This is a genomic window from Mitsuaria sp. BK037 (genome assembly GCF_014193045.1).
Lineage (GTDB): Bacteria > Pseudomonadota > Gammaproteobacteria > Burkholderiales > Burkholderiaceae_C > Roseateles.
On the sequence record NZ_JACHYS010000001.1, the window covers coordinates 400,198 to 421,922 of the forward strand.

The 21,725-nt window shown below is 66.3% G+C and carries 24 protein-coding genes, 2 tRNA genes and 1 pseudogene; 19 read left to right on the forward strand and 8 right to left on the reverse strand.

Annotation, left to right across the window (positions count from 1 at the left end):
* Window positions 1–31: 31 nt before the first annotated feature.
* A complete protein-coding gene (locus tag FHT37_RS01735) occupies window positions 32–949 on the reverse strand; it encodes a YicC/YloC family endoribonuclease (RefSeq protein WP_091723247.1) in 918 nt (305 codons plus the stop codon).
* 32 nt (window positions 950–981) lie between these two features.
* Here FHT37_RS01735 and FHT37_RS01740 point away from each other — a divergent pair, with 32 nt between their 5' ends.
* Genes FHT37_RS01740 through hemW form a run of 5 tightly spaced genes read left to right on the forward strand, consistent with a single transcriptional unit; the run spans window position 982 to window position 5,430 of the window.
* Complete coding sequence (locus FHT37_RS01740; protein WP_058936168.1) at window positions 982–1,950, forward strand: serine/threonine-protein kinase; 969 nt, start codon at window positions 982–984, stop codon at window positions 1,948–1,950.
* A complete protein-coding gene (locus FHT37_RS01745; RefSeq protein ID WP_183478587.1) occupies window positions 1,947–2,846 on the forward strand; it encodes a PP2C family serine/threonine-protein phosphatase in 900 nt (299 codons plus the stop codon). The genes FHT37_RS01740 and FHT37_RS01745 overlap by 4 nt, the downstream gene beginning before the upstream one ends.
* Before the next feature lie 11 nt (window positions 2,847–2,857).
* Window positions 2,858–3,592, forward strand: coding sequence for a ribonuclease PH (rph, locus tag FHT37_RS01750; RefSeq protein ID WP_183478588.1), 735 nt, complete (start codon window positions 2,858–2,860; stop codon window positions 3,590–3,592).
* Window positions 3,593–3,617: 25 nt separating this feature from the next.
* On the forward strand, window positions 3,618–4,223 hold the full coding sequence (gene rdgB, locus FHT37_RS01755) for an RdgB/HAM1 family non-canonical purine NTP pyrophosphatase (protein WP_183478589.1): 606 nt from the start codon (window positions 3,618–3,620) through the stop codon (window positions 4,221–4,223).
* 22 nt (window positions 4,224–4,245) lie between these two features.
* Entirely contained in the window at window positions 4,246–5,430 is a 1,185-nt protein-coding gene (gene hemW / locus FHT37_RS01760) for a radical SAM family heme chaperone HemW (protein ID WP_183481138.1), read from the forward strand.
* On the opposite strand, the gene FHT37_RS01765 is transcribed toward hemW, so the two are convergent.
* Window positions 5,396–6,394, reverse strand: coding sequence for a LysR substrate-binding domain-containing protein (locus FHT37_RS01765; RefSeq protein ID WP_147241849.1), 999 nt, complete (start codon window positions 6,392–6,394; stop codon window positions 5,396–5,398). The genes hemW and FHT37_RS01765 overlap by 35 nt on opposite strands.
* A gap of 163 nt (window positions 6,395–6,557) precedes the next feature.
* On the opposite strand from FHT37_RS01765, the gene FHT37_RS01770 reads away from it, so the two are divergent.
* Entirely contained in the window at window positions 6,558–7,052 is a 495-nt protein-coding gene (locus FHT37_RS01770) for a hypothetical protein (protein WP_183478590.1), read from the forward strand.
* A 135-nt stretch (window positions 7,053–7,187) separates the two neighbouring features.
* On the opposite strand, the gene FHT37_RS01775 is transcribed toward FHT37_RS01770, so the two are convergent.
* Genes FHT37_RS01775 through FHT37_RS01785 form a run of 3 tightly spaced genes read right to left on the reverse strand, consistent with a single transcriptional unit; the run spans window position 7,188 to window position 9,891 of the window.
* Complete coding sequence (locus FHT37_RS01775; protein ID WP_183478591.1) at window positions 7,188–8,303, reverse strand: chemotaxis response regulator protein-glutamate methylesterase; 1,116 nt, start codon at window positions 8,301–8,303, stop codon at window positions 7,188–7,190.
* A 37-nt stretch (window positions 8,304–8,340) separates the two neighbouring features.
* The gene (gene cheD, locus FHT37_RS01780; protein ID WP_091723265.1) at window positions 8,341–9,012 is read right to left on the reverse strand and encodes a chemoreceptor glutamine deamidase CheD; all 672 of its coding nucleotides are present in this window, start codon (window positions 9,010–9,012) and stop codon (window positions 8,341–8,343) included.
* A gap of 12 nt (window positions 9,013–9,024) precedes the next feature.
* Window positions 9,025–9,891, reverse strand: a complete 867-nt coding sequence (locus FHT37_RS01785) for a CheR family methyltransferase (protein WP_091723268.1) — start codon at window positions 9,889–9,891, stop codon at window positions 9,025–9,027.
* A gap of 186 nt (window positions 9,892–10,077) precedes the next feature.
* Here FHT37_RS01785 and FHT37_RS01790 point away from each other — a divergent pair, with 186 nt between their 5' ends.
* The 4 genes from FHT37_RS01790 to FHT37_RS01805 all read left to right on the forward strand — a co-directional run bounded on the left by FHT37_RS01790 (window position 10,078) and on the right by FHT37_RS01805 (window position 12,648).
* Window positions 10,078–10,797: a GGDEF domain-containing protein gene (locus FHT37_RS01790; RefSeq protein WP_404932442.1), complete on the forward strand. Its 720-nt coding sequence runs from the start codon at window positions 10,078–10,080 to the stop codon at window positions 10,795–10,797.
* Window positions 10,798–10,799: 2 nt separating this feature from the next.
* On the forward strand, window positions 10,800–11,606 hold the full coding sequence (locus FHT37_RS01795) for a MinD/ParA family protein (RefSeq protein WP_183481141.1): 807 nt from the start codon (window positions 10,800–10,802) through the stop codon (window positions 11,604–11,606).
* A 55-nt stretch (window positions 11,607–11,661) separates the two neighbouring features.
* Window positions 11,662–12,096: a group II truncated hemoglobin gene (locus tag FHT37_RS01800; RefSeq protein WP_183478592.1), complete on the forward strand. Its 435-nt coding sequence runs from the start codon at window positions 11,662–11,664 to the stop codon at window positions 12,094–12,096.
* A 168-nt stretch (window positions 12,097–12,264) separates the two neighbouring features.
* Complete coding sequence (locus tag FHT37_RS01805; protein ID WP_091723272.1) at window positions 12,265–12,648, forward strand: hypothetical protein; 384 nt, start codon at window positions 12,265–12,267, stop codon at window positions 12,646–12,648.
* 65 nt (window positions 12,649–12,713) lie between these two features.
* On the opposite strand, the gene FHT37_RS01810 is transcribed toward FHT37_RS01805, so the two are convergent.
* Together FHT37_RS01810 and radC are read right to left on the reverse strand one after the other, a co-directional pair.
* On the reverse strand, window positions 12,714–13,355 hold the full coding sequence (locus FHT37_RS01810; RefSeq protein WP_183478593.1) for a Smr/MutS family protein: 642 nt from the start codon (window positions 13,353–13,355) through the stop codon (window positions 12,714–12,716).
* Window positions 13,352–14,020, reverse strand: coding sequence for a RadC family protein (gene radC, locus FHT37_RS01815; protein ID WP_409072701.1), 669 nt, complete (start codon window positions 14,018–14,020; stop codon window positions 13,352–13,354). The genes FHT37_RS01810 and radC overlap by 4 nt, the downstream gene beginning before the upstream one ends.
* Before the next feature lie 154 nt (window positions 14,021–14,174).
* Here radC and FHT37_RS01820 point away from each other — a divergent pair, with 154 nt between their 5' ends.
* The 5 genes and pseudogenes from FHT37_RS01820 to FHT37_RS01840 form a co-directional block, all read left to right on the forward strand.
* Window positions 14,175–14,621, forward strand: a complete 447-nt coding sequence (locus FHT37_RS01820) for an FKBP-type peptidyl-prolyl cis-trans isomerase (RefSeq protein ID WP_183478595.1) — start codon at window positions 14,175–14,177, stop codon at window positions 14,619–14,621.
* Window positions 14,621–15,598, forward strand: coding sequence for a 4-hydroxy-3-methylbut-2-enyl diphosphate reductase (gene ispH, locus FHT37_RS01825; protein WP_255489468.1), 978 nt, complete (start codon window positions 14,621–14,623; stop codon window positions 15,596–15,598). The genes FHT37_RS01820 and ispH overlap by 1 nt, the downstream gene beginning before the upstream one ends.
* A 129-nt stretch (window positions 15,599–15,727) precedes the next feature.
* On the forward strand, window positions 15,728–17,023 hold the full coding sequence (serS, locus tag FHT37_RS01830) for a serine--tRNA ligase (protein ID WP_183478596.1): 1,296 nt from the start codon (window positions 15,728–15,730) through the stop codon (window positions 17,021–17,023).
* 116 nt (window positions 17,024–17,139) lie between these two features.
* Window positions 17,140–17,230, forward strand: a tRNA-Ser gene (locus FHT37_RS01835).
* Window positions 17,231–17,386: 156 nt separating this feature from the next.
* Window positions 17,387–17,527 (forward strand): annotated as a pseudogene (locus FHT37_RS01840) (terminase large subunit domain-containing protein); the annotation flags it as partial.
* Window positions 17,528–17,719: 192 nt separating this feature from the next.
* On the opposite strand, the gene FHT37_RS01845 reads toward FHT37_RS01840, so the two are convergent.
* Window positions 17,720–18,475 (reverse strand): hypothetical protein, encoded by a 756-nt coding sequence (locus FHT37_RS01845; RefSeq protein ID WP_183478597.1) that lies wholly within the window; start codon window positions 18,473–18,475, stop codon window positions 17,720–17,722.
* Between the two features lie 489 nt (window positions 18,476–18,964).
* On the opposite strand from FHT37_RS01845, the gene FHT37_RS01850 reads away from it, so the two are divergent.
* The 4 genes from FHT37_RS01850 to FHT37_RS01865 all read left to right on the forward strand — a co-directional run bounded on the left by FHT37_RS01850 (window position 18,965) and on the right by FHT37_RS01865 (window position 21,672).
* Window positions 18,965–19,183 carry a hypothetical protein gene (locus FHT37_RS01850; protein WP_183478598.1) on the forward strand — a complete coding sequence of 73 codons (219 nt, stop codon included), beginning with the start codon at window positions 18,965–18,967 and terminating at the stop codon, window positions 19,181–19,183.
* 43 nt (window positions 19,184–19,226) lie between these two features.
* Window positions 19,227–20,330: an MvdC/MvdD family ATP grasp protein gene (locus tag FHT37_RS01855; protein ID WP_221210946.1), complete on the forward strand. Its 1,104-nt coding sequence runs from the start codon at window positions 19,227–19,229 to the stop codon at window positions 20,328–20,330.
* A 33-nt stretch (window positions 20,331–20,363) separates the two neighbouring features.
* A complete protein-coding gene (locus tag FHT37_RS01860) occupies window positions 20,364–21,326 on the forward strand; it encodes a hypothetical protein (RefSeq protein ID WP_183478600.1) in 963 nt (320 codons plus the stop codon).
* Between the two features lie 233 nt (window positions 21,327–21,559).
* A tRNA-Ser gene (locus FHT37_RS01865) sits at window positions 21,560–21,672 on the forward strand.
* Window positions 21,673–21,725 lie beyond the last annotated feature (53 nt).

Sequence of the window (21,725 nt, forward strand, 5' to 3'; positions counted from 1 at the left end):
TGCGCGATCAGTTGCTTCTGGCCGCCAGAGGTCACTCGATGTTCTGCACCTGCTCCCGCAGCTGCTCGATCGCCACCTTCATTTCCACCGAGATGTTGGTCAGCTCGATCGCCACCGCCTTCGATCCCAGCGTGTTGGCCTCGCGGTGCAGTTCCTGCATCAGGAAGTCCAGCCGCTTGCCGATTTCGCCGCCCTTCTTCAGCAGGCGCTCGACCTCGTCCAGGTGAGCGCGCAGCCGCGTCAGTTCCTCGGCGACATCGATGCGGAGCGCATACGCGGCCGCCTCGTTGATCGCGCGCTCCTGCAGCGTCTGCTCGGAAATCGTCTGCGCCGCGCCCGTGGCGCTCAGCGCCTCCTGCCAGCGCTCGAGGAAGCGCTCGCGCTGACGCTGCACGGCGGCGGGGATCAGCGGCTCGGCCTGTGTGGCGAGGTCCCGCAAAGTGGCGACGCGCTGCTTCAGCATCGTCACGAGCTTGGCGCCTTCGCGCTCTCGCGCCTCGAGGAACCCCTTGATGCACTGGCGCGCGGCGTCGAGCACCGTCTCGTCGTTCGCGGAGGCGCCGGTCGTGCCGGTCTTGCACCAGTTCAAGGCCTCCTGGACGCTCAATCCCTGCGCCTTCGGCAGCCAGGTCTGCACCTGCGATTCGAGTCGCGCGAGCCGGTTCAACTGCTCCGGCTGCGGGTTCGGCCAGGAACTGTCGGCATCGCGCTGCGTGTTGATGCGCAGCTCGATCTTGCCGCGCTTGACGCTGCCCGAGACCAGTTCGCGCAGCGCGGGCTCGAGCGAGCGCAGCTCGTCGGGCATGCGGAAGCTGAGGTCCAGGAAGCGGCCGTTCACCGAGCGCGCCTCCACCGTGACCGCCGGCGTGGCGGCGGGGCTAGGGGTTTCGCCGGAGTTCGCGGGTTGTGCCGTGGCGCTGGCATAACCGGTCATGCTGTAAACTGGCATCAGCTATCGGTAGAACAATCGAAACCGCGATTATGTCAAAGCCGAAACCGGCGCCCTTGCCCGCAGGCACGGTGGTGGGGGGCTATCAGATCATCAAAAAGCTGGCTGCGGGTGGATTCGGCGTCGTGTATTTGGCCGAAGACCCCGACCATCATTTGGTGGCGCTGAAGGAATACCTCCCCTCGTCCCTTGCAGAACGATCCCCCGGCGAACTCACGCCTCGAGTGAAGCCTGAAAAGCAGCCCCTGTACCGCCTGGGGCTGCGGAGCTTTTTCGAGGAAGGCCGTTCCCTCGCGCAAATCTCGCATCCGAGCGTCGTCTCGGTGCTGAATTTCCTGCGCGAGAACGAGACCGTCTATATGGTCATGAATTACCTGCAGGGCGATACCTTGCAGGATTTCATCGTGACCGCGCGCGATTTGAAGCGCGACAAGGTGTTCCGCGAATCGACCATCCGGTCGCTCTTCGACGAAATCCTCAAAGGCCTGCGCATCGTGCACCAGCACAAGATGCTGCACCTGGACATCAAGCCGGCCAATATTTTCATCACCAACGACAACAAGGCGGTGCTGCTCGATTTCGGCGCGGCGCGCGAGGTGCTGTCCAAGGAAGGCAACTTCATCCGCCCGATGTACACGCCGGGCTTCGCCGCGCCGGAGATGTACCGCCGCGACGGCTCGCTGGGCCCGTGGACCGACATCTACGCGATCGGCGCCTGCATCTATGCGTGCATGCAGGGCTACCCGCCCAACGACGCGCCGCAGCGCCTGGAGAAGGACCGCCTGGGCCTGTCGCTCTCGCGCCTGCGCAACGTGTATTCCGACAACCTGCTCGAAGTGACCGAGTGGTGCATGTCGCTGGACCCGCTGACCCGTCCGCAGAGCGTCTTCGCGCTGCAGAAGGAACTGTCGCGCGAGACCGAGCGCCGCTACACCAAGCTCAGCTTCAGCGAGCGCCTCAAGCTGCAGCTGGAGAACCTGAAGACCGGGGCCAAGGCGTGAAGTTCTCCGTCTACCAGGTGAGCCGCCGTGGCGGCCGGGAGAAGAACGAGGACCGGATGGGGTATTGCTATACCCGCGAGGCCGGCCTCTTCGCACTGGCCGACGGCATGGGCGGTCACCCGGACGGCGAGGTCGCCGCCCACCTCGCGTTGCAGAACGTGGCCGCGCTCTTCCAGCGCGACGCGCAGCCGGTGATCAAGCAGCCCTCGCAGTTCCTCGAGACCGCCGTGCTGCTCGCGCACCAGCAGTTGCTGGCCTACGCCCAGCAGCGCGGCATGACCGACACGCCGCGCACGACCATCGTCGTCGGGCTGATGCAGCAGGGCCAGATCTGGTGGGCGCACTGCGGCGACTCGCGCATGTACTTGCTGCGCGATGCCGAGTTGATCGCCCGCACCCGGGACCATTCCTACAGCGAGCTGCAGGAGGCGCTGGGCCGCCATGCGGCCGGCGCGGAGCGCTTCAATCGCCATGTGCTGTTCACCTGCCTGGGCAGCCCCGGCAAGCCGATGATCGACGTCAACGGCCCGGTGCTGCTGCAGAACGGCGACCGCATGCTGCTGTGCTCGGACGGGCTGTGGAGCTCGGTCAGCGACGTGGACATCCTGCGCCACCTGTCGGACAGCCGCTCGGTCGGCGACGCGGTGCCGGAGCTGGTCGAGCAGGCGCTGCGCCAGGCCGGCGCGCGCAGCGACAACGTCACCGCCCTGGCGGTGGAATGGGAAGGCGAGGGCGATGCCCCGGACTCCATCTCCACCCAGGACCTCGACGACCAGGGCTTCGCCTCCACGATCCAGGGCGCGACCCAGGACGTGCAGCTCGACGAAGCCGAGATCGATTCCGCCGTGCGCGAGATCCAGGACGCGATCCGCAAGGCCGGCAAGAAGCCCCACTGAAGGAATTCCCCATGAGCAGCACTGCCAGCCGCCCGAATGGGCGCGCGGCCGACGCCCTGCGTCCGGTCCGCATCACCCGCCACTACACCCGCCACGCCGAGGGCGCCGTGCTGATCGAGTTCGGCGACACCAAGGTGCTGTGCACCGCCTCGGTCGAGGAGAAGGTGCCGCCGCACAAGCGGGGCAGCGGCGAGGGCTGGGTCACCGCCGAGTACGGCATGCTGCCGCGCGCCACGCACACCCGCAGCGACCGCGAGGCCGCCCGCGGCAAGCAGTCCGGCCGCACGCAGGAGATCCAGCGCCTGATCGGCCGCGCGCTGCGCGCGGTGTTCGACCTGTCCACGCTGGGTGAGCGCACGATCCAGATCGACTGCGACGTGATCCAGGCCGACGGCGGCACTCGCACCGCGGCCATCACCGGCGCCTACGTGGCCGCGCATGACGCGGTGACCTGGCTGCTGGCGCAGGGCAAGATCGCCGCCTCGCCGCTCAAGGACGCGGTGGCCGCCATCTCCGTGGGCATCCATGAAGGCCAGGCGCTGCTGGACCTCGAGTACGTCGAGGACTCCGCCTGCGACACCGACATGAATGTGGTCATGACCGGCGCGGGACACTTCGTCGAGCTGCAGGGCACCGCCGAGGGCGTGGCCTTCACCCGCGCCGAGGTCGACGTGCTGCTGAACCTGGCCGAGAAGGGCATCCGCGAGCTGCTCGTCGCGCAGCGCGAGGCCCTCGGCCTGAAGTAAATCCCGTTCCCGATTGGAGCAAGCGATGAAGTTGGTCCTGGCCTCCAACAACGCGAAGAAGCTGAAGGAACTGCAGGCGCTGTTCGAGCCGCTGGGCATCGAGCTCGTCACGCAGGGCAGCTTCGGCATCCCGGAGGCGGAAGAGCCCTTCCACACCTTCGTCGAGAACGCGCTGACCAAGGCGCGCCACGCCGCCAAGGCCAGCGGCCTGCCGGCGCTGGCCGACGACTCGGGGCTGGCGGTCGAGGCGCTGGGCGGCATGCCCGGCGTGCTGTCGGCGCGTTACGCGACGCTGTTCGGCCGCGAGAAGAGCGACGCCGAGAACAACCGCGTGCTGCTCGAGAAGCTCGATGGCATCGAGGATCGGCGCGCCCGCTTCGTCTGCGCGCTGGTGGCGGTGCGCTCGGCCGATGATCCCGAGCCGCTGATCGCGCTCGGCCGCTGGCAGGGCGAGATCCTGCGCGCCGAGCAAGGCGAGGGCGGCTTCGGCTACGACCCGCTGCTGTTCATTCCCGAGCTCGGCCAGAGCGTCGCGGCGCTGGGCGCCGAGACCAAGAACCGGCTGAGCCACCGCGCGCTCGCGTCGCAGGACCTGCTGCGCCAGATGCGCGAGAGCTGGCACCTGGGCTGATCCCGTGGCCGACATCATCCGCATGATGCGGCCCGGCACGCTGACGCTGTCGGCGCTGCCGCCGCTGTCGCTGTACGTGCACCTGCCATGGTGCATCCGCAAGTGCCCGTACTGCGACTTCAACTCGCACGAGTACCGCGACGGGCGCGAGCTTGATGTCGACACCGCGCGCGCCTACCTGGCCGCGCTGCGGGCCGACCTGGAAGCCGCGCTGCCGCTGGTCTGGGGCCGGCCGGTGGTGTCGGTTTTCATCGGCGGCGGCACGCCCAGCCTCTTCGCGCCGGAGCAGATCGCCGAGCTGATCTCCGACCTGCGCGCCCGGCTGCCGCTGGAGCCGGGCTGCGAGATCACGATGGAGGCCAATCCCGGCACCTTCGAGACGGACCGCTTCGCCGGTTTCGCGCAGGCCGGCGTGACGCGGCTGTCCATCGGCGTGCAGAGCTTCGACGACCGCAAGCTGCAGGCGCTGGGCCGCATCCACAGCGGCACGCAGGCGCGCGCCGCGATCGCCGAGGCCGCGCGGTCCTTCGGGACCTTCAACATCGACCTGATGTACGCGCTGCCGGAGCAGACGTTGGCCGAGCTCGACGAGGACCTGGGCACCGCGCTGGCCTTCGATCCGCCGCACCTGTCCGTCTACCACCTGACGATCGAGCCGAACACGCGTTTCGCGAATGCGCCGCCCGAGCACCTGCCCGATCCGGACCTGGCCAGCGACATGCTGGACCTCATCACCGCGCGCACCGGCGCCCGGGGCATGCAGCGCTACGAGGTCTCGGCCTACGCGCGGGACGGTCACCGCTGCACGCACAACACCAACTACTGGCAGTTCGGCGACTACCTCGGCATCGGTGCCGGTGCCCATACCAAGCTGAGCTTCGCGCACCGCCTCCTGCGCCAGGTGCGCTGGCGCGATCCGGCAACCTTCATGCAGAAGGCGTCCGAAGGCCAGGCCGTGTCCAACGAGCACGAGGTCGCGCGCTCGGAACTACCCTTCGAATTCATGCTCAACGCGCTGCGCCTGCGCGAGGGCGTGACGATGCAGAGCTTCCTCGAGCGCACCGGGCTGCCGCCGTCCGCGATCGCCCAGGCAATGGCACAGGGCCGCGCCAAGGGACTGCTCGATCCGGATCCGGCCGTGATCCGCGCCACTCCGCGCGGCTTCGACTTCCTCAGCGATCTGCAGGCCCTGTTCCTGACATCGTGATCGCGTCGCCGCGCGGCGGTGCGACCGCGGTCATCCGGCCGGTCGACAGGCAGGTCGTGGCGCCGTCGAGCGCCGCGCGCGACTGCGCCGTCTCCTCGTGCAGCCACGCGACGAAGGCCCGCACCGCGGGCTCCTCGCGCGACTTCGGCGTGTAGACGATGTGATACCGCTGCGGCTCCTTGAGCATCGCCTGCCGTGGCGCGACGCGCACCAGCCGGCCGTCGAGCAGCGCGTCCGCCGCCAGCAGCTCGCGCGTCAGGCCCACGCCCATGCCCTGCTCGGCTGCCTGCAGCAGGATGCCGAAGTCATTGAAGATCGCCACCGGCAGCACCTGGCGCCGCAGCCCGGCCTGCGCGAACCAGTCCTCCCACTGCGACGCGTCGCCCAGCAGCGGCGCCTGCGCGAGCGCCTCCAGCGGCTGCCCGATCAGCTGATGCGCCAGCGCCGGTGACGCGACCGGCAGCATCGACAAGTCGAACAGCGGCTCGCTGTCGAGTCCCGGCCACGGGCCGAGGCCCTGTCGCAGCGCGAGGTCGAATTTCTCCCGCTCCAGGTCGACGAGCCGCGCGGTCGCTTCGATCTCGATCGTGACCTCCGGGTGGCGCGCGTGCCAGCGGCCCAGCCGCGGCAACAACCAGCGCTGCGCGAAGGAGGGCAGCACCGTCACGCGCAGGCTGCGCTGCTCGATGCCATGCGCCGCGGTGGCCGCGCGCAGGCCCTGGTCCAGCTCCTGGTAGGCGCGCTCGACGCCGCGCAGCAGCGCCGCGCCCGCAGCGTTCAGCACCACGCGCCGGCCCTGCCGGTCGAAGACATCGAAGCCCAGCTGCGTCTCCAGCGCGCGGATCTGCTGGCTCACCGCGCTGTGCGTCAAGTTGAGCTCCTCTGAGGCCGCGCGCAGGTTCTGGTGCAGCGCGGCGGCCCGGAAGGCGGCGAGGTACTGGAGCGGCAGGCGAGGGAGTCGCATCGGAAGGGTCCTTGGTCAGGCGGCGGGCGGGGCGACTGTAGCGACTTCCTGGAAAGTCTGGCTGCACAAGGAGGCAAGGATATAGCGTTTGGAGCGCGCTGGTTGGGCACCTAGGATTACCAGCATTCACCCCCGACCGACCCCGATGAACGAAGGAACGACCATGAACGAGCCCGACATCACGCCCCGTTTCCCGACCGCCTTTGCCGCTCGCTCGCCGGCCTGTTCACGCACTGCCGCGCCGGTCCGCGCCGCGCATCAGGCCGTCGCCCGAGCCGCCTCGTCCTGCGCGGCCGCCCTGGCCGCCAGCGGCCGACCGGCCCGACTCACGCCGGAACTGCCGTGCTACGCCTATTCCCCCTGGACGCGCTTCCCGGTGATCGGTCCGGCGCTGACCGTGTTGATCGCGATCGTCTCGGCGCTGGCGCTGGTCTCGAACGCCAACGCCTTCAACGACGTCAATGCCGAATTGCAGATCGCCGCGCGCGAGCAGCGGCTGGCCAAGCAGGAGGCGCAGCAGCAGGCCCGCGCGCAGGCCGAGCGCCGGGCCTTGCTGGTCGCCGCGGGCAATGACCGAGCGACGGCGGTGGCGGGGACGGCCCGCGCGCTGCCCGTCGCGGACCGGACGGACGACGCCAAGCCCGGACGCGGCCGGTGAGGCCGGGCCCTGCGGGATGGACCTCCGCCGGCCTGCCGTGAGCGGCAACGGCAATGCAAACGGGCGCCTCGTCGGCGCCCGTTGGCTGTGGAGCGAGGCCGTCGCGGCCCGCATCCGTCAAAGCCGTCAGACTCGTCAAACCCGGTTCAGCGACATACCCGCGGTGCTGCGCAGCCGCTCGATCAGCCGCGTGGCGATCTGCTGCAGCGGCAGCACCTCGTCGGCGGCGCCGGCGTTGATCGCCTCGCGCGGCATGCCGAAGACGACGCAGGTCGCCTCGTCCTGGACGAAGTTGTAGGAGCCGGCGTCCTTCATCGTCTTCATCGCCTTGGCGCCATCGGCGCCCATGCCGGTGAGCATGATGCCCAGCGCGTTCTGGCCGACCACCCGCGCCGCCGAGTTGAACAGCACCTCCACCGACGGCTTGTGCCGGTTGACCGGATCGCCGTCCTGCACGCGCGCGATGTAGTTGGCGCCCGAGCGCTCCACGCTGAAGTGCATGCCCCCCGGCGCGATGTAGCCGTGGCCGGGCAGGATGCGCTCGCCGTCCTGCGCTTCCTTGACGCGGATCTTGCACAGGCCGTCCAGCCGCGCCGCGTAGCTGCGGGTGAAGCCCGGCGGCATGTGCTGCGTGATGCAGACCGCGGGGCAGTCCGCCGGCAGGTTGATCAGCACGTCCTTGGTCGCCTCCGTGCCGCCGGTGGAGGCGCCGATGAAGATGATCTTCTCGGTCGACAGCCGGCCCAGGTTGGCGATCGGCGAGGCCGGCTTGAGCGGCGGCGTCGCGCCACCCGCGGCGGCGGGGGCGCCCGGCGCCGCGGCCGGCGCGGGCGCGTTCAGGCGGCGGATGTGCGCCTTGGCGGCGATGCGGATCTTGTCCGTGATGTCCTGCGCCAGCGCGCGGATGCCGTCGGCCACGCCAATCTTGGGCTTGGCCACGAAGTCCACCGCGCCCAGCTCCAGCGCCTTGAGCGTGACCTCGGCGCCGCGCTCGGTCAGCGTGGACACCATCACGACCGGCATCGGCCGCAGCCGCATCAGCCGCTGCAGGAAGTCCAGGCCGTCCATCTTCGGCATCTCGACGTCCAGCGTGATCACGTCCGGGTTGAGGTTGCGGATCATCTCGCGCGCCGCGAGCGGATCGCTGGCCGCGCCGATGCACTGCATGTCGGGCTGGCGGTTGATGATCTCGGTCAGGATGCTGCGCACCAGCGCGGAATCGTCCACGACAACGACGGTGGTCTTGGCCATTGCTGCTTACTCCTCGGTACTTCCGGCCGCTGCCGTCTCAGAACAGATCGATCGAGCCGCCGGTGCTCGCCACCGGCTGGGCCCGCTGCGCGGCGGCCTTGTCCTGCTGCACCAGCGCATCGGTGTTGGTCGGCGCCAGGCGCTTGACCATCGCCTTGCCGCTCTTCGGAAGGAAACAGACCTTGCGCGGGTACACGTCCATCACGTCCTTGGACACGATGGGGATGCGCTCCAGCTTCAGGAAGTCGATGACGAAGTTGGTGTTGCGCTCGCCGACGTTGATCGTGTTCATGCCCGAGATCACCGCGCCGCCGCCGAAGATCTTGGCCTCCATGCGGCTCTTGGCGGCGCCGCGCTTCATCATTTCGTTGATCAGCAGTTCCATCGCGAAGGAGCCGTAGCGGCCCGAGTCGCCATGCCCCTCGGGCAGCATGAAGTGGTTCATGCCGCCGATCTGCGCGTGGCGGTCCCACAGGCAGGCGGCGATGCACGACCCCAGCGTCGTCATCACCAGCAGGTCGTCGTTGTCGACGAAGTACTCGCCGGGCAGGACCTTGACCGCGGCGTTCTTGAAGTGCGCGTCGTAGAAGAAGAACGAGGCCTCGCCATTCTTGCGGGACACCGTCTTGAGCTGGGCCACGCGCGCCGCGCCGGCGCTGGCCAGCGCCGCGCTTTGCTGCATCGCGGAGGAGGCGGAAGGCAGGGTCATGAGGGTGTTCCGTTAAACGCGTTCGTAGATCGTCTTGCCGCGCAGGCGGAAGAGATCGCGGGAATCGGTGAAGTTCTCGGAATGCCCGACGAACAGCAGCCCGCCCGGACGCATCACCTTGTGGATGCGCTCCAGCACCTTGCGCTGCGTCGGCGCATCGAAATAGATCATGACGTTGCGGCAGAACACGACGTGGAAGGGATCGCCCAGCGACCACGAGGTGTGCATGAGGTTCAGCGTCCTGAACTCGATCATCTTGGCCAGCTCGGGCTTGACGCGGATGCGGCCCTCGTTGGCGCCGGTGCCGCGCAGGAAGAACTGCTTGAGCCGCTGCGGCGAGAGCCCGCGCGATTCGGCCGCGTAGACGCCGCGACGCGCGGTGTTGAGCACGTTGGTGTCGATGTCGCTGGAGATGATCTGCACGCCGGAGCTCGGGCCCAGCGACTCCTGGCAGGTCATCGCGATGGAGTAGGGCTCCTCGCCGGTGGAGGCCGCGCAGCACCAGATGCGGATCGGCTTGCCGGTCAGCGCCTTGAGGTCGTCGTTGAGCGAGACGAAGTGGTGGTCCTCGCGGAAGAACGACGTCAGGTTGGTGGTCAGGCAGTTCACGAACTCCTGCCACTCCTGGTCGCCTTGCGGGCCGCTGACGCCCTCCAGCCATTGGAGGTAGTCGGCGAAGCTGCGATGGCCGGTGTCGCGCAGCCGGCGCGACAGCCGGCTGTAGACCATCGCATGCTTGCCGTCGTGCAGCGAGATGCCGGCGTGCTGGTAGATCAGCTGGCGCACGCGTTCGAAGTCGGCGCGGCTGAAGCTGAACTCGTGATCGATCGCCTCGACCGGGGACGGGGCCGCGAACGAGACCGGTTGACCTGGGCGCATGAGGCTGTTTGGACTTCTTCGGAGGTGAGATGCCGTAGCACCGGATGGCCGCCATTGTCGGCAATCGTTAGTTTGATTGTGTTTGGTCTCTTTGATCTGTGAAAGAGGTGGGGGGAACCCCTCATTTCTGCACGCTCATTAGAGAGGGAAGCCGCTAGACTGCGCCGGAAATTGCCCCTTCCCACCTTGGACGCACCGCACAGTCTCATTGCCGCGCACCAGCTGCGCCTGGATCTGGCCCTGCAGCTGCTGCAGCAGGCCGGCGCGATGCTGCCCGACGCCGAGCCCTATTCGGAGCCGTGGCTGCAAGGCATCGTCGACGCGCTGTGCGACCTCTCGAGCAAGGACGCGCTGACCGGCCTGGTCAACCGCCGCAGCTTCGAGATGGCGCTGGGGCGCGAGGTCGATCGGGTGGCGCGTTCCGGCGAACCGGCCCTGCTGCTGATGCTGGACATCGACCACTTCAAGGCGGTCAACGACCAGCACGGCCACGCGGCCGGCGACCTGGTGATCCGCGCGGTCGCGCAGTCGATCGCGCAGACGGTGCGTCCGATGGACACGGTGGCGCGGATCGGCGGCGAGGAGTTCGCCATCATCCTGCCCAACTGCCCGACCTCGTTCGGTGTGGTCGTGGCCGAGCGCATCCGGCAACGGGTGCAGGCGCTGGCCATCAGCCTGGGCGGCGGCCAGCCGCCGCTGACCTGCACGATCAGCATCGGCGGGGCGTTCGCGCCGCAGTGGGTGCGCTCGTCGACGCTGATCTGGACGGAGCGGGCTGACCGCCAGCTCTACCGCGCCAAGGCCGAGGGCCGCAATCGCGCCTGCCTGGAGAGCCACGTGGACTCGCTGGTGAGCGCCGAGGAAAAGGGCATGTTGTTCGCCGTAACGCAACAGGATAGTGAATGAGCATGACAACAGCTCCTGCTGCACCCCAGGCCCGCGGAGGCGCTCGCACCTTGGCCGTCACGAGCGGCAAGGGCGGCGTGGGCAAGACCTTCGTCACCGCCAACCTGGCGGCGGCCCTGGCCGCGCGCGGCGAGCGCGTGCTGGTGCTGGACGCCGACCTCGGCCTGGCCAATCTCGATGTGGTGCTGAACCTGCATCCCAAGCTCACGCTGCACGACGTCTTCACCGAGCGCTGCACCCTGGAGCAGGCCATCCTGCCGGCGCCCGGTGGCTTCCATGTGCTGCTGGCGGGCTCGGGCATGGTGGAGTATTCGCGGCTCACGCCCGATGTGCGGGACAAGCTGCTGCACATCCTCGAGGTGGTGCGGCCGCGCTTCGACTACGTGCTGCTGGACACCGGCGCGGGCATCTCCGACGTGGTGCTGTTCGCCGTCTCGATGGCGCATGACGTGCTGGTTGTCGCGACGCCGGAGCCGACCTCGCTCACGGACGCGTACGCCACCATCAAGGTGCTGGCGACGCAGCAGGAGCGCCGCCAGGTGCGGCTCATCTTGAACCAGGCCAACCGGCCGGGCGAGGGCAAGCTGATCTGCGGCCAGCTGCAGCAGGTGCTGCAGCGCTTCGTCGGCCCGACGCCGGGCCAGACCTTCAAGCTGGAACTGCTCGGCGAGGTCAAGAACGATCCGATGGTCCGGCAGGCGGTGCTCAAGCGCCAGCTGCTGCTGGAACATTACCCCGGGTGCGACGCGGCGCAGGGCATCCGCGGGCTGGCCGCGAAGTTGCTGGAACAATCGGCCGGGCATCCCTGAACCTTTCCCGCTTCCAGCGCCCCATTTCAGCGCTTCTTTCAGCGCTCCCTCCCCGATGTCCGATTCCCCCGAGACCGGTGCCGCCGACGGCACCGCGGTCCCCCCGACGGCTGCGCCCGCCACCCCCTTCGAGTGGGTCGGTGGCGAGGACGCCGTGCGGCGATTGGTCGACCGCTTCTATGACCTGATGGACCTGGAGCCGCGCTTCGCGCAGCTGCGCGCGATCCATCCGACGACGCTGGACGGCTCGCGCGACAAGCTGTTCTGGTTCCTGTGCGGCTGGCTCGGCGGTCCCGACCACTTCGTCGAACGCTTCGGACACCCGCGGCTGCGCGCGCGCCACATGCCGTATCGCATCGGCATCGCCGAGCGCGACCAGTGGATGGCCGCCATGACGCAGGCGATGGCCGAGTGCGAACTCGACGCCGAGCTGCAGCGGCGGCTGGCCGCCTCCTTCGCCCACACGGCGGACTGGATGCGCAACGTCTGAGGCCGCGCCGGTCGGCGCCGCGTGGCGTTGGGGACGGTCCGGTTCGCTTGCCGGCGGGCTGAAATGATGTAAACGACGCGACCAGCGTGCATATCTGACACCGATGCCGGCCACGACGGGCTGGCGGTGAACACGGCGCGGGCGGCTTCGTCTACTGTCGCATCCATCATGTCCACGCTGTTCCACGACGATGAGGTCGGCATCGAAGCCAATCCCGACCTGATGCATGTCCGGATCGACGACGGCCGCCTGTGGCTGTCCGAAGACGCCCGGGAAGACATCGAGGTCTGCGCCGGCTTCTGCCCGGACACGGACAGCCCGATGCAGATGCTCAACTTCCTGCGCGCCGCCTGCGTCCGCCTGCAGCACGTCGACATGGACGGCGAGGACGCCGAGCACGCCTTCATGTCCTTCTGCGTGCTCAAGGGCCTGGAGCACGCGATCGAGACCCACTGGCAGGGCGCCGACTCGGTCGGCGAGTTCCGTCCCGAGCGCCTGCTGATGGCCTTCACCACGCCGGTCTCGCCTTACAGCAGCCTGATGCTGCACTGACCGCGGCGGCGCTCCGCCGCCCGGAATCCCCCACAGGAACGAAGCGCCGGCCACGGCGCCGACCCTCAGGTCGCGTTCAGCAGGACCATCAGCGCCCCGGCTCCGCCATCGCTGGCGCGGGCCTGCACGAAGGCCAGCACTTCCTGCTTCTGCACCAGCCAGCGCCGCACCCGCGCCTTGAGCACGGGCTCGCGCCCGGGCGAGCCGTTGCCCTTGCCATGCACGACGCGCACGCAGCGCAGGCCGCGCCGGGCGCTGTCGTGGATGAACTGGCCCAGGGCCTCGCGGGCCTGGTCGCGCCGCAGGCCGTGCAGGTCGATCTGCGCCTGCAGCGCCCAGTGGCCCCGTCTGAGCTTGCGCACCGACTCGGCCGAGATCTCCGGCCGGCGGAAGGACAGCGTCTCGTCGGTCTCCAGCAGCGAGTCCACGTCGAAGTCGTCCGACAGCGCCTGTTGCCAGGCTCTCTGCTCGTCGAGTTCGCGCTGGCGCGGCTCGGGCTCGGGCCGGCCGTGGCGCAGGATCGCGCGGTTCGGATCGGGCAGCGGCACGACCGGGCCGACGGTGAGCTCGAAGACGCGGGCCTCCTGCTCGCGCAGCCGCGCCAGCGCGGCCTCGCGCTCGCGGCGTTCCTCTTCCGCGCGTTGGCGGAGCTTCAGTTCTCGGTGCAGCGTCTGCAGGTCTTGCAGGCTGCGCAGTCGGTCGGTCACAGCAGGCCCAGGTCGGTCATCGAAGCGGGCTGGCCCGCGCCGACGATGAAGTGGTCCAGCACCTTCACGTCGACCAGGGCCAGCGACTCGATCATCGCGCGCGTCAGCTGGACGTCCTGCGGCGATGGATCGGTGCGGCCCGAGGGGTGGTTGTGCACCAGGACGACGGCAGCGGCGTCCAGGGTCAGCGCGCGCTTCACCACCTCCCGGGGATAGGCAATGGTATGGGAAAGGGTGCCGTGGAACAGCGTCTCCAGGGCGATCAGCCGATGCTGGATGTCGAGGAACATCACGGCGAAGCACTCGGCGCGGCGCGCGTCGTACTCGAGCCGCAGGTAGTCGCGCACCGCCTGGGCGGACTCGAAGACCGGTCCGTCGGTCAGGGCGTCGCGGAACGCGCGCCGGGCGATCTCCAGCACCGCCAGCAGCGTGGCGCGCTTGGCCGGCCCCAGCCCCTTGATGCCGGCCAGCGCGGCGGCGGGTTCGCGCAGCAGCCCGCGGAAGCCGCCGCACTCGTCCAGCACGTCGCGCGACAGGCGCAGGACGGAGCGGCCCGGCAGGCCGGTGCGCAGCAGGATGGCGAGCAGCTCGGCGTCGGCCAGGGCGGACGGCCCCAGGGCGACGAGCTTCTCCCGCGGGCGCGTCTCGGGCGGCAGGGCGGCGATGGCGGAGCCGGCGCGGCCGGCGGCAGCGGCGGTAGCGGCGGTAGCGGCGGACGGGGAGGAAGACACGGCGAGAACGGTCATGGCGGGACTCGGAGGAAGGACCACGGCGCTCCAGCCTAAAATCGCGCTTCGTTTCCCAAAATCCCCCTGACTAGTGAACCTCGTTCAACCAGGATCCTTCCTGACCCTGCATTACCGGCTGAGCGGGCCGGACGGCCAGGACCTGATCAACACCTTCGCCGACAAGCTGCCGGCCACGCTGACGCTGGGCGCCGGCGAGCTCGCGCCCGCGATCGAGGCCCGGCTGATCGGCCTGGCCGAGGGCACGCACACCCGCGTCGAACTGGCGCCCGGCGAGGCCTTCGGCGAGCGCAACCCGGAGCTGCTGCAGCGCGTCAAGCGCAGCCTGATGCGCGAACTGGGCGATCCGGACGAGCAGTACCGCGTCGGGGACGTCGTGCAGTTCCCGACGCCGGACGGGCAGGGGCAGTACGCCGGTGTCGTGCGCGAGCTCGGCGAGGACTGGCTGTTGTTCGACTTCAACCACCCGTTGGCGGGACAGCCCGTCAGCTTCGAGGTGCAGCTGATCGGGGTGCTGTGATGACGGACGTGACCATGGACAAGGACATCGTGCTGGCGGAGCCTCGCGGCTTCTGCGCCGGCGTGGACCGCGCGATCGAGATCGTCGAGCGCGCGCTGAAGAAGTTCGGCGCGCCCATCTATGTGCGGCACGAGATCGTGCACAACACCTATGTCGTCAACGACCTCAAGGCCAAGGGCGCGATCTTCATCGAGGACCTGGCCGAGGTGCCTCCGGGCGCGACGCTGGTGTTCTCGGCGCACGGCGTCAGCCAGGCGGTGCGCAAGGAGGCCCAGCAGCGCGGCTTCCAGGTCTTCGACGCCACCTGCCCGCTGGTGACCAAGGTCCATGTCGAGGTGGCCAAGCTGCATCGCGAGGGCTACGAGTTCATCATGATCGGCCACAAGGGCCACCCCGAGGTCGAGGGCACGATGGGCCAGCTCAGCGACGGGATCTACCTGGTCGAGGAAGCGTCGGACGTGCCGCACGTGCGGGTCAAGGACCCGTCGAAGCTGGCGGTGGTGACGCAGACGACGCTGAGCGTGGACGACGCGGCCGAGATCCTCGCCGCGGTGAAGCGGCATTTCCCGCAGGTCCGCGAGCCGAAGAAGCAGGACATCTGCTACGCCACGCAGAACCGCCAGGACGCGGTGAAGGTGCTGGCGCCGCAGGTGGACGTGGTGGTCGTGGTGGGCAGCCCCACCAGCTCCAACAGCAATCGCCTGCGCGAACTGGCCGAGCGTCTGGGCACGCCGGCCTACATGGTCGACGCCGCCGAGGACGTGCGGGGCGAGTGGCTCGACGGCCGCTCCAAGGTCGGGCTGACGGCGGGCGCCTCGGCGCCGGACGTGCTGGTCCAGGCCGTGATCGCGCGGCTGCGCGAACTGGGCGCGACGACGGTGCGCACGCTGCCGGGCGTCGAGGAACACGTGCGCTTCCCGCTGCCGATGGGGCTGGGCGACAAGTCGATGGCCGAGGTCACCAGCGATCGATCTTGATCGCCGCGGCCGGTCCCCCTACGGGGCCGCCGCCTGACTTCCCGCTGACCTTCCTGAACCGACTCCCCCATTCGAGCGCCGGTGCTCCCCCATAGGACCGCCACTGGCGCAGGACACGAAAGACACACCATGCTGGACATCACCCTGCTGCGCAAGGACCTGGACGCCGTCATCGAGCGCCTGCAGCTGCGCAAGAACCCGCAACCCTTCCTGGACGTCGAGCGCTTCAAGGCGCTGGAGGCCGACCGCAAGCAGGTGCAGACCCGCACCGAGGAGCTGCAGGCCCGGCGCAACCAGCTGTCCAAGCAGGTCGGAATGCTGAAGGGCAAGGGCGAGGACGCCAGCGCCGTGATGGCCGAGGTGGGCGGCATCGCCGACGAGCTCAAGGCAGGCGCGGACAAGCTGGAGCTGATCCAGCAGGAACTGAACGGCATGCTGATGGGCGTGCCCAACCTGCCGCATGCCAGCGTGCCGGCCGGGGCGGACGAGACCGGCAACGTCGAGGTGCGCCGCTGGGGCACGCCGCGGAGCTTCGATTTCCCGGTCAAGGACCACGTCGACCTCGGCGCGCCGCTGGGCCTGGACTTCGAGACCGGCGCGAAGCTGTCGGGATCGCGCTTCGCGTTCCTGAAGGGGCCGGCGGCCCGGCTGCACCGCGCGCTGGCGCAGTTCATGCTGGACGTGCAGACGACCGAGCACGGCTACACCGAGTGCTACACGCCCTACATCGTCAACCGCGAGATCCTGGAGGGCACCGGCCAGCTGCCCAAGTTCAAGGAGGACATGTTCTGGGTGCTGCGCGGCGGCGACGACGAGCAGCAGGAGCAATACCTGATCTCGACCTCGGAGATCTCGCTGACCAACACCGTGCGCGAGAGCGTGCTGAAGGCCGAGGAGCTGCCGGTGAAGCTGACGGCGCACAGCCCGTGCTTCCGCTCGGAAGCGGGTTCGGCCGGTCGCGACACGCGCGGCCTGATCCGCCAGCACCAGTTCGACAAGGTCGAGATGGTGCGCATCGAGCAGCCCGAACGCAGCATGGAGGCGCTCGAGGAGATGACCGGCCACGCCGAGGCGGTGCTGCGCAAGCTCGGCCTGCCGTACCGCACCGTGCTGCTGTGCGCCGGCGACATGGGCTTCGGCTCGACCAAGACCTATGACCTGGAGGTGTGGGTGCCGGCGCAGAACACCTATCGCGAGATCAGCTCCTGCTCGAACATGGGCGACTTCCAGGCCCGCCGCATGCAGGCGCGCTTCAAGAACGCGCAGGGCAAGAACGAGCTGGTCCACACGCTGAACGGCTCAGGCCTGGCGGTGGGGCGGACGCTGGTGGCGGTGCTGGAGAACTACCAGCAGGCCGACGGCAGCGTCGCCGTGCCGGAAGTGCTGCAGCCCTACCTGGGCGGGCTGACGGTCCTGAAGGGCTGAGGCAGCGCGGAGCGCGGCGGCGTTCGCACAATCTCCAAAGACTTGTTGCCAAGGCTTGGAAAACCTCGCTATACTCTTAGGCTTACTCGCTGACAACCACGGTGAGCACCGAATCAGGAGAGGTGGCAGAGTGGTTGAATGTACCTGACTCGAAATCAGGCGTACGGTAACCCCGTACCGGGGGTTCGAATCCCCCCCTCTCCGCCAAGCAAAGCGTTTTAAAACAACGCAGTAAGCCAGCCGCAGCGCTGGCTTTTTTATTGCCTAAAAGTCCGAAACGACGGTCGTTTCCGCATCGTCGTTTCCGCATCTCGATCTTCAACCAGCCGGGTCCACCAGCTCGCCGACGCGTCGGTAGACGATCTCGGTGATCCGATCGTGCTGTCCAACGGCGCGCACATCTACTTCCTGGGCACCAATGCGCTCACGGCGCAGGGCTACCACGGGAACTTCTACTTCGACGAGTTCTTCTGGACCCACCGCTTCGAGGAGCTGAACAAGGTCCCGATTAGGTCACGCGTGTGCCGCTCGCTGGCGAGCATGTGCTGCTCGAACCGGCCAGGAGCGCGGCGATCAACGCGATCGCGGCCATGGCGCTCGAAGACGATAGCGAAGAGGACTGCTGCTGACTTCAGCACGGAAGTAGGCAACCATTGGCCGAAATGGACGGCGAACCTTGAGGAGCTTTGAAGTCGCTCAGTCGCTGTCGTGGTCAGCCGGCTCGTCGCCTAACGCGATGCGCATTTCTTCTTCCACACTGTTCGCGGCGTCACTGACCGTGCCATCGAAGTCGCCAAGTAACTTCATCCAGAGGCTCGTGTTCGGCTGATCGCCGTGAGCCTTAACGACCAGCGTGAACTGGTTCGTGATACGTCGAAACTCCGCTTCCAAAGCTGCGACCTTGGCGGAGATGGAACGGGTCAAAAACAACGCATTCGCCACGATGTGGTTCCGAAGCGCATCGTGAGCCGCGACGACAGCATTCAATCGGTCTGCTTCCCCGTCATCCCCCACAAGCCGAAAGGCAGCAATGTAAAGGCCGACAGCTCGTTGAAGCGCCCGGATGAGCTTGTAAGTCTGATGGATGGCTTCGACTCGACGTTCGTGCAATTTTCCAAACGCAAGGCTGCGTTGTGCCGCCTGTACTTGGAGCGTTGATTTGAGTTGCTCCAACTCCAGGTCCGCTCGGCCTTTGAGCTGCGCTTTCAGGACTTCGATTTCCTTGGAGTTCGAGGCCTGGAGCTGCGCCTTATGACTCTCAAGCTTTTCGTCATACTCGGCTTTAATCGCGTTCTTCAACCGTTCCGTAATCGCGCTCTTGAAGAGGAACATCGCGATGCCGCCGAGGACCGCGGCGACAGTTGCCGATTCAAGTAGTGTTTTGACCCAACTCTCGAACATGAACTTCCTCCAGGAGTAGTGGCGGGTGAGCATATCCAATGCTTGCGTCAAGGCGGGGGATCGTCTGCTTCTAGGCTGAAGCGTAGTCCGCTATGCAGCGATCTCGGTCGGTCAATGCAGCGTCTTGTCCGACCGGTCTATAGCACACTGCGGTCACTGGACTGTCCGCCTGTGGCGTAGAAACGGCTGATGACTGCATATATACCGGCTGCCCAGCCACCAGTCGGGCTGACGAGAGGTTTTGCAGACCGTCCCTAGCGGAATTTTTCATCCTTGTCGGTCGAGCAGCTTCAAATAACCGGAGAGTTCCATCGCTCTGCACTAGTGAGCCCGATGACTGCAATAGTCAAGGCGGCGTAAAGATAACGTGAAGACTTCCGCGTGCTGGACGCGCTCGGCACTGGCGAAGACTATAAATTTTGACGGTTATCACGGCTGAAGTTCCGACGCAATGTCAACCATTACAGGTTGCAGTCGATCCAAATCGGCTCACCATATACCTTGCGGCGATGTCGCCGCTCTTATACATGGAGGAATGATTTGAACAAGCGAATCGTAATTCGAGCCGTCGCCGAAGAACTTCCGATCGAGGATCTGACCCCGATCTCATTGGATCAACTAAGGGAAGTTTCTGGGGGAACCGAGGCTGGTGTGGGTCTCAGCCCCGATGATGGTGGATTCACCGGGGGGCAATCTACGCAAACCCGCGACGAATATCAGCAGATCAACGACACCGACAAGTCGGTTGCGGACTTCTGATTTCTTTGGGATTACAAGGGGCGGCGCGGCCGCCCTTTTTTTTATGCGCAACATTCTGATTCCCTCATTGGCATCGGACATTCATGCCATCGCCATTCAATCCGCGCTTGAGCAACGAGGACATCGAGTCGTCCGCTGGATCGGCGACGATTTTCCTTCGAGCCAGGTGGCGACGCTGGCATTGTCGAATCTAGACGCGCTACATGGCTCGATTCGCACGCAAGATGCCGAATTCGATGTGGGTGACATCGACTTGGTGTGGTTGCGTCGTCCGCGATGGCCGGTTGCCCCCAAATACTTGGACCAGTACGATCAAAAGTTGACAGACGAAGAGCTGCACCATTGGTACAGATCGATTTGGGAGTCTTGCTGGAGCGATGCCAATTGGGTGAACTCGATGCACGGGAGGCGGCGCGCAAACAACAAGATACTGCAACTGAAAATGGCTCGCAAATCGGGATTGTCTGTTCCTAGGACATTGATCTCGAACGATCCTAGGCAGATTCGCGATTTCATCTCATCGATCAATGCGGTAGTCAAGCCATTTCAAACTCAGAACTGGATTGAAGGGTCAACAAATGTCTCCACATTGACAGCTCGAATCCATAAGGAACAACTTCCCGACAACCAATTTATTCAAGCGTGCCCTGCAATATATCAAGAATGCATTGACAAAGTATTTGAGGTGCGCGCATTTTTCTGCGGCAAAGCTGCACTAGCGATCTCCATTGACTCACAGAAGCAGCTTGAATCCACGACAGATTGGCGAGCCGCCAAGCCTCAGTTGTTAGGCATCAAACCAATCACGGTTCCTGCAGCCGTCGAACATGCTTGCTTCACACTTATGGACGAGTTAGGGATCGTCACGGGATCTTTCGACTTTGCGGTAACGCCGTCAGGGGAATGGGTGTTTTTCGAGGTAAATGAGCAAGGGCAGTTCATGTGGATGGAGCAGTGCGCGCCGGAGGTTACTGTCACTGACATGTTCGTGAACTTCTTGGAAGCGCGGTCGCATCGCGATTTCAAATACCATGCCGCCTCTCCGGAAATCCGACTTCGAGAGCTGCTCAACGCACCGCGGACCAAAGAAATCGTTTCGATCGACGCAAGCCGAGAGCGAAACGAGCACGCCACTGCGACACTGTGATCCGGGATCTGGCGAAGACTTGAAGGAGAAATGATGCTTCGAATGCGTATCGGTCTTGCGAGCTTTCTCGGGACCACGATCTCCTTGCTCTGGGCGCCAGCCGCCCTCGGCATCACGCTCTCGAACATCGATGTTGTCGGCATCCAGGGTGCTGACAAGGACCTCGTTCGCTCGACCACCCGGCTCGTCATTGGCAATCAATATGAGGCCCGGGATCCGGCGTTCGTCAGCGCTTGTCGACTGGTCCGAGAACAGTACCCGCGAGCCAGCGTCAGCTGCAACCTGATTGCCAGAGCGAACAACGAGGCCACCTATGCGATCGCGTTCTCGGCGAGCGGCTACACGCCTCGCTATGCGGGGACATGCGTGGACGGCAAAGGAATTCCGGAAGCGCTCAATCGGGACATCGAAGCCTTCGAGCGTGCGCGGCAATCGGTTTTCGATGAGACAGGGGGACGCAGCGGACGAGAGTTCGTGGGCATGGATGGTTCTCTCGACTACCAAGACCCTCGTCTTCACGAAGCTCGAAACAAGCTCGCGAGCGCCGTGGCCGAGGAACGTGCCGCGGTTCTCGACGCAGCCAAGCGATGCAACCCGGACATCAAGGTGAAGGCCTTGGAGTTGCTTCAATACGCTGGAGCTCCAAAGGCAGCCGTTGAGGCGGCGATGCCAGAGGCGACACATCCGGATCCTGCGGTCAGGAATATCTCAATGCGGCTGCTTGGAACTTTCGCCGGCTCGCTCGACTCGGCGTCCACGGAGCACGTGCTGCATATTGCTTGTGACGCGGTGCAGCGAGGCGGGTTCCTCGACGTCAACAAAGCGCTCGCGGTGATCGACGCATTGGAGGCGAAAGCGGGAATGCAAGCGTTGAAGATTGACGCTGCCTGCAGGGCGGAGATCGTTCGACTCAGCGCGGAAAGCGACTCCCCTCAAATCGGAGGATTCGCGAATTCGATCATTCGTCAGCGCAAGGACAAGGGGGCGCCGACGTAAGTTGGCCGTGGCGCGAGGCCGATTCCCCTGCGTGCTCATGCCAGCCATCGCTATTCAGCTCAAACTACTGCTCCTGGTGAGACCAGTCACTCAGTTCCAAGTCGCGAACGACCGAGATCAGCCTAAAGGGGAAGTCGGGACCATGGTTGGGAGCGTAGCGAATCGGTTCCGCATCTGCTGCCGTGTACATCAGCGGTCGGAGGAGCGGCAGGTCCATCGTTGAACGGCTTAGCGGAAACGTTCTGACGCTAAGTGGTTGACCTAAAAGGAGATTCGGCCTGACTCGAAACCAGGCGTACGGTACGGTAACCCCGTACCGGGGGTTCGAATCCCCCCCTCTCCGCCAAAATGCTTGTGAATCAAGCAGTTAGAAAACCCGCCTTGAGCGGGTTTTCTTTT

Excerpts from the sequence above, each read along its gene's own strand:
- serS (WP_183478596.1), top strand. The coding sequence starts at position 15,728 with ATGCTGGACATCACCCTGCTGCGCAAGGACCTGGACGCCGTCATCGAG.
- hemW (WP_183481138.1), top strand. The coding sequence starts at position 4,246 with ATGATGCGGCCCGGCACGCTGACGCTGTCGGCGCTGCCGCCGCTGTCG.
- FHT37_RS01785 (WP_091723268.1), bottom strand. The coding sequence starts at position 9,891 with ATGCGCCCAGGTCAACCGGTCTCGTTCGCGGCCCCGTCCCCGGTCGAG.
- rdgB (WP_183478589.1), top strand. The coding sequence starts at position 3,618 with ATGAAGTTGGTCCTGGCCTCCAACAACGCGAAGAAGCTGAAGGAACTG.
- ispH (WP_255489468.1), top strand. The coding sequence starts at position 14,621 with ATGACGGACGTGACCATGGACAAGGACATCGTGCTGGCGGAGCCTCGC.
- FHT37_RS01860 (WP_183478600.1), top strand. The coding sequence starts at position 20,364 with ATGCTTCGAATGCGTATCGGTCTTGCGAGCTTTCTCGGGACCACGATC.
- FHT37_RS01775 (WP_183478591.1), bottom strand. The coding sequence starts at position 8,303 with ATGGCCAAGACCACCGTCGTTGTCGTGGACGATTCCGCGCTGGTGCGC.
- FHT37_RS01800 (WP_183478592.1), top strand. The coding sequence starts at position 11,662 with ATGTCCGATTCCCCCGAGACCGGTGCCGCCGACGGCACCGCGGTCCCC.
- FHT37_RS01805 (WP_091723272.1), top strand. The coding sequence starts at position 12,265 with ATGTCCACGCTGTTCCACGACGATGAGGTCGGCATCGAAGCCAATCCC.
- FHT37_RS01795 (WP_183481141.1), top strand. The coding sequence starts at position 10,800 with ATGACAACAGCTCCTGCTGCACCCCAGGCCCGCGGAGGCGCTCGCACC.
- cheD (WP_091723265.1), bottom strand. The coding sequence starts at position 9,012 with ATGACCCTGCCTTCCGCCTCCTCCGCGATGCAGCAAAGCGCGGCGCTG.
- FHT37_RS01855 (WP_221210946.1), top strand. The coding sequence starts at position 19,227 with ATGCGCAACATTCTGATTCCCTCATTGGCATCGGACATTCATGCCATC.
- FHT37_RS01735 (WP_091723247.1), bottom strand. The coding sequence starts at position 949 with ATGCCAGTTTACAGCATGACCGGTTATGCCAGCGCCACGGCACAACCC.
- FHT37_RS01765 (WP_147241849.1), bottom strand. The coding sequence starts at position 6,394 with ATGCGACTCCCTCGCCTGCCGCTCCAGTACCTCGCCGCCTTCCGGGCC.
- FHT37_RS01770 (WP_183478590.1), top strand. The coding sequence starts at position 6,558 with ATGAACGAGCCCGACATCACGCCCCGTTTCCCGACCGCCTTTGCCGCT.
- FHT37_RS01740 (WP_058936168.1), top strand. The coding sequence starts at position 982 with ATGTCAAAGCCGAAACCGGCGCCCTTGCCCGCAGGCACGGTGGTGGGG.
- rph (WP_183478588.1), top strand. The coding sequence starts at position 2,858 with ATGAGCAGCACTGCCAGCCGCCCGAATGGGCGCGCGGCCGACGCCCTG.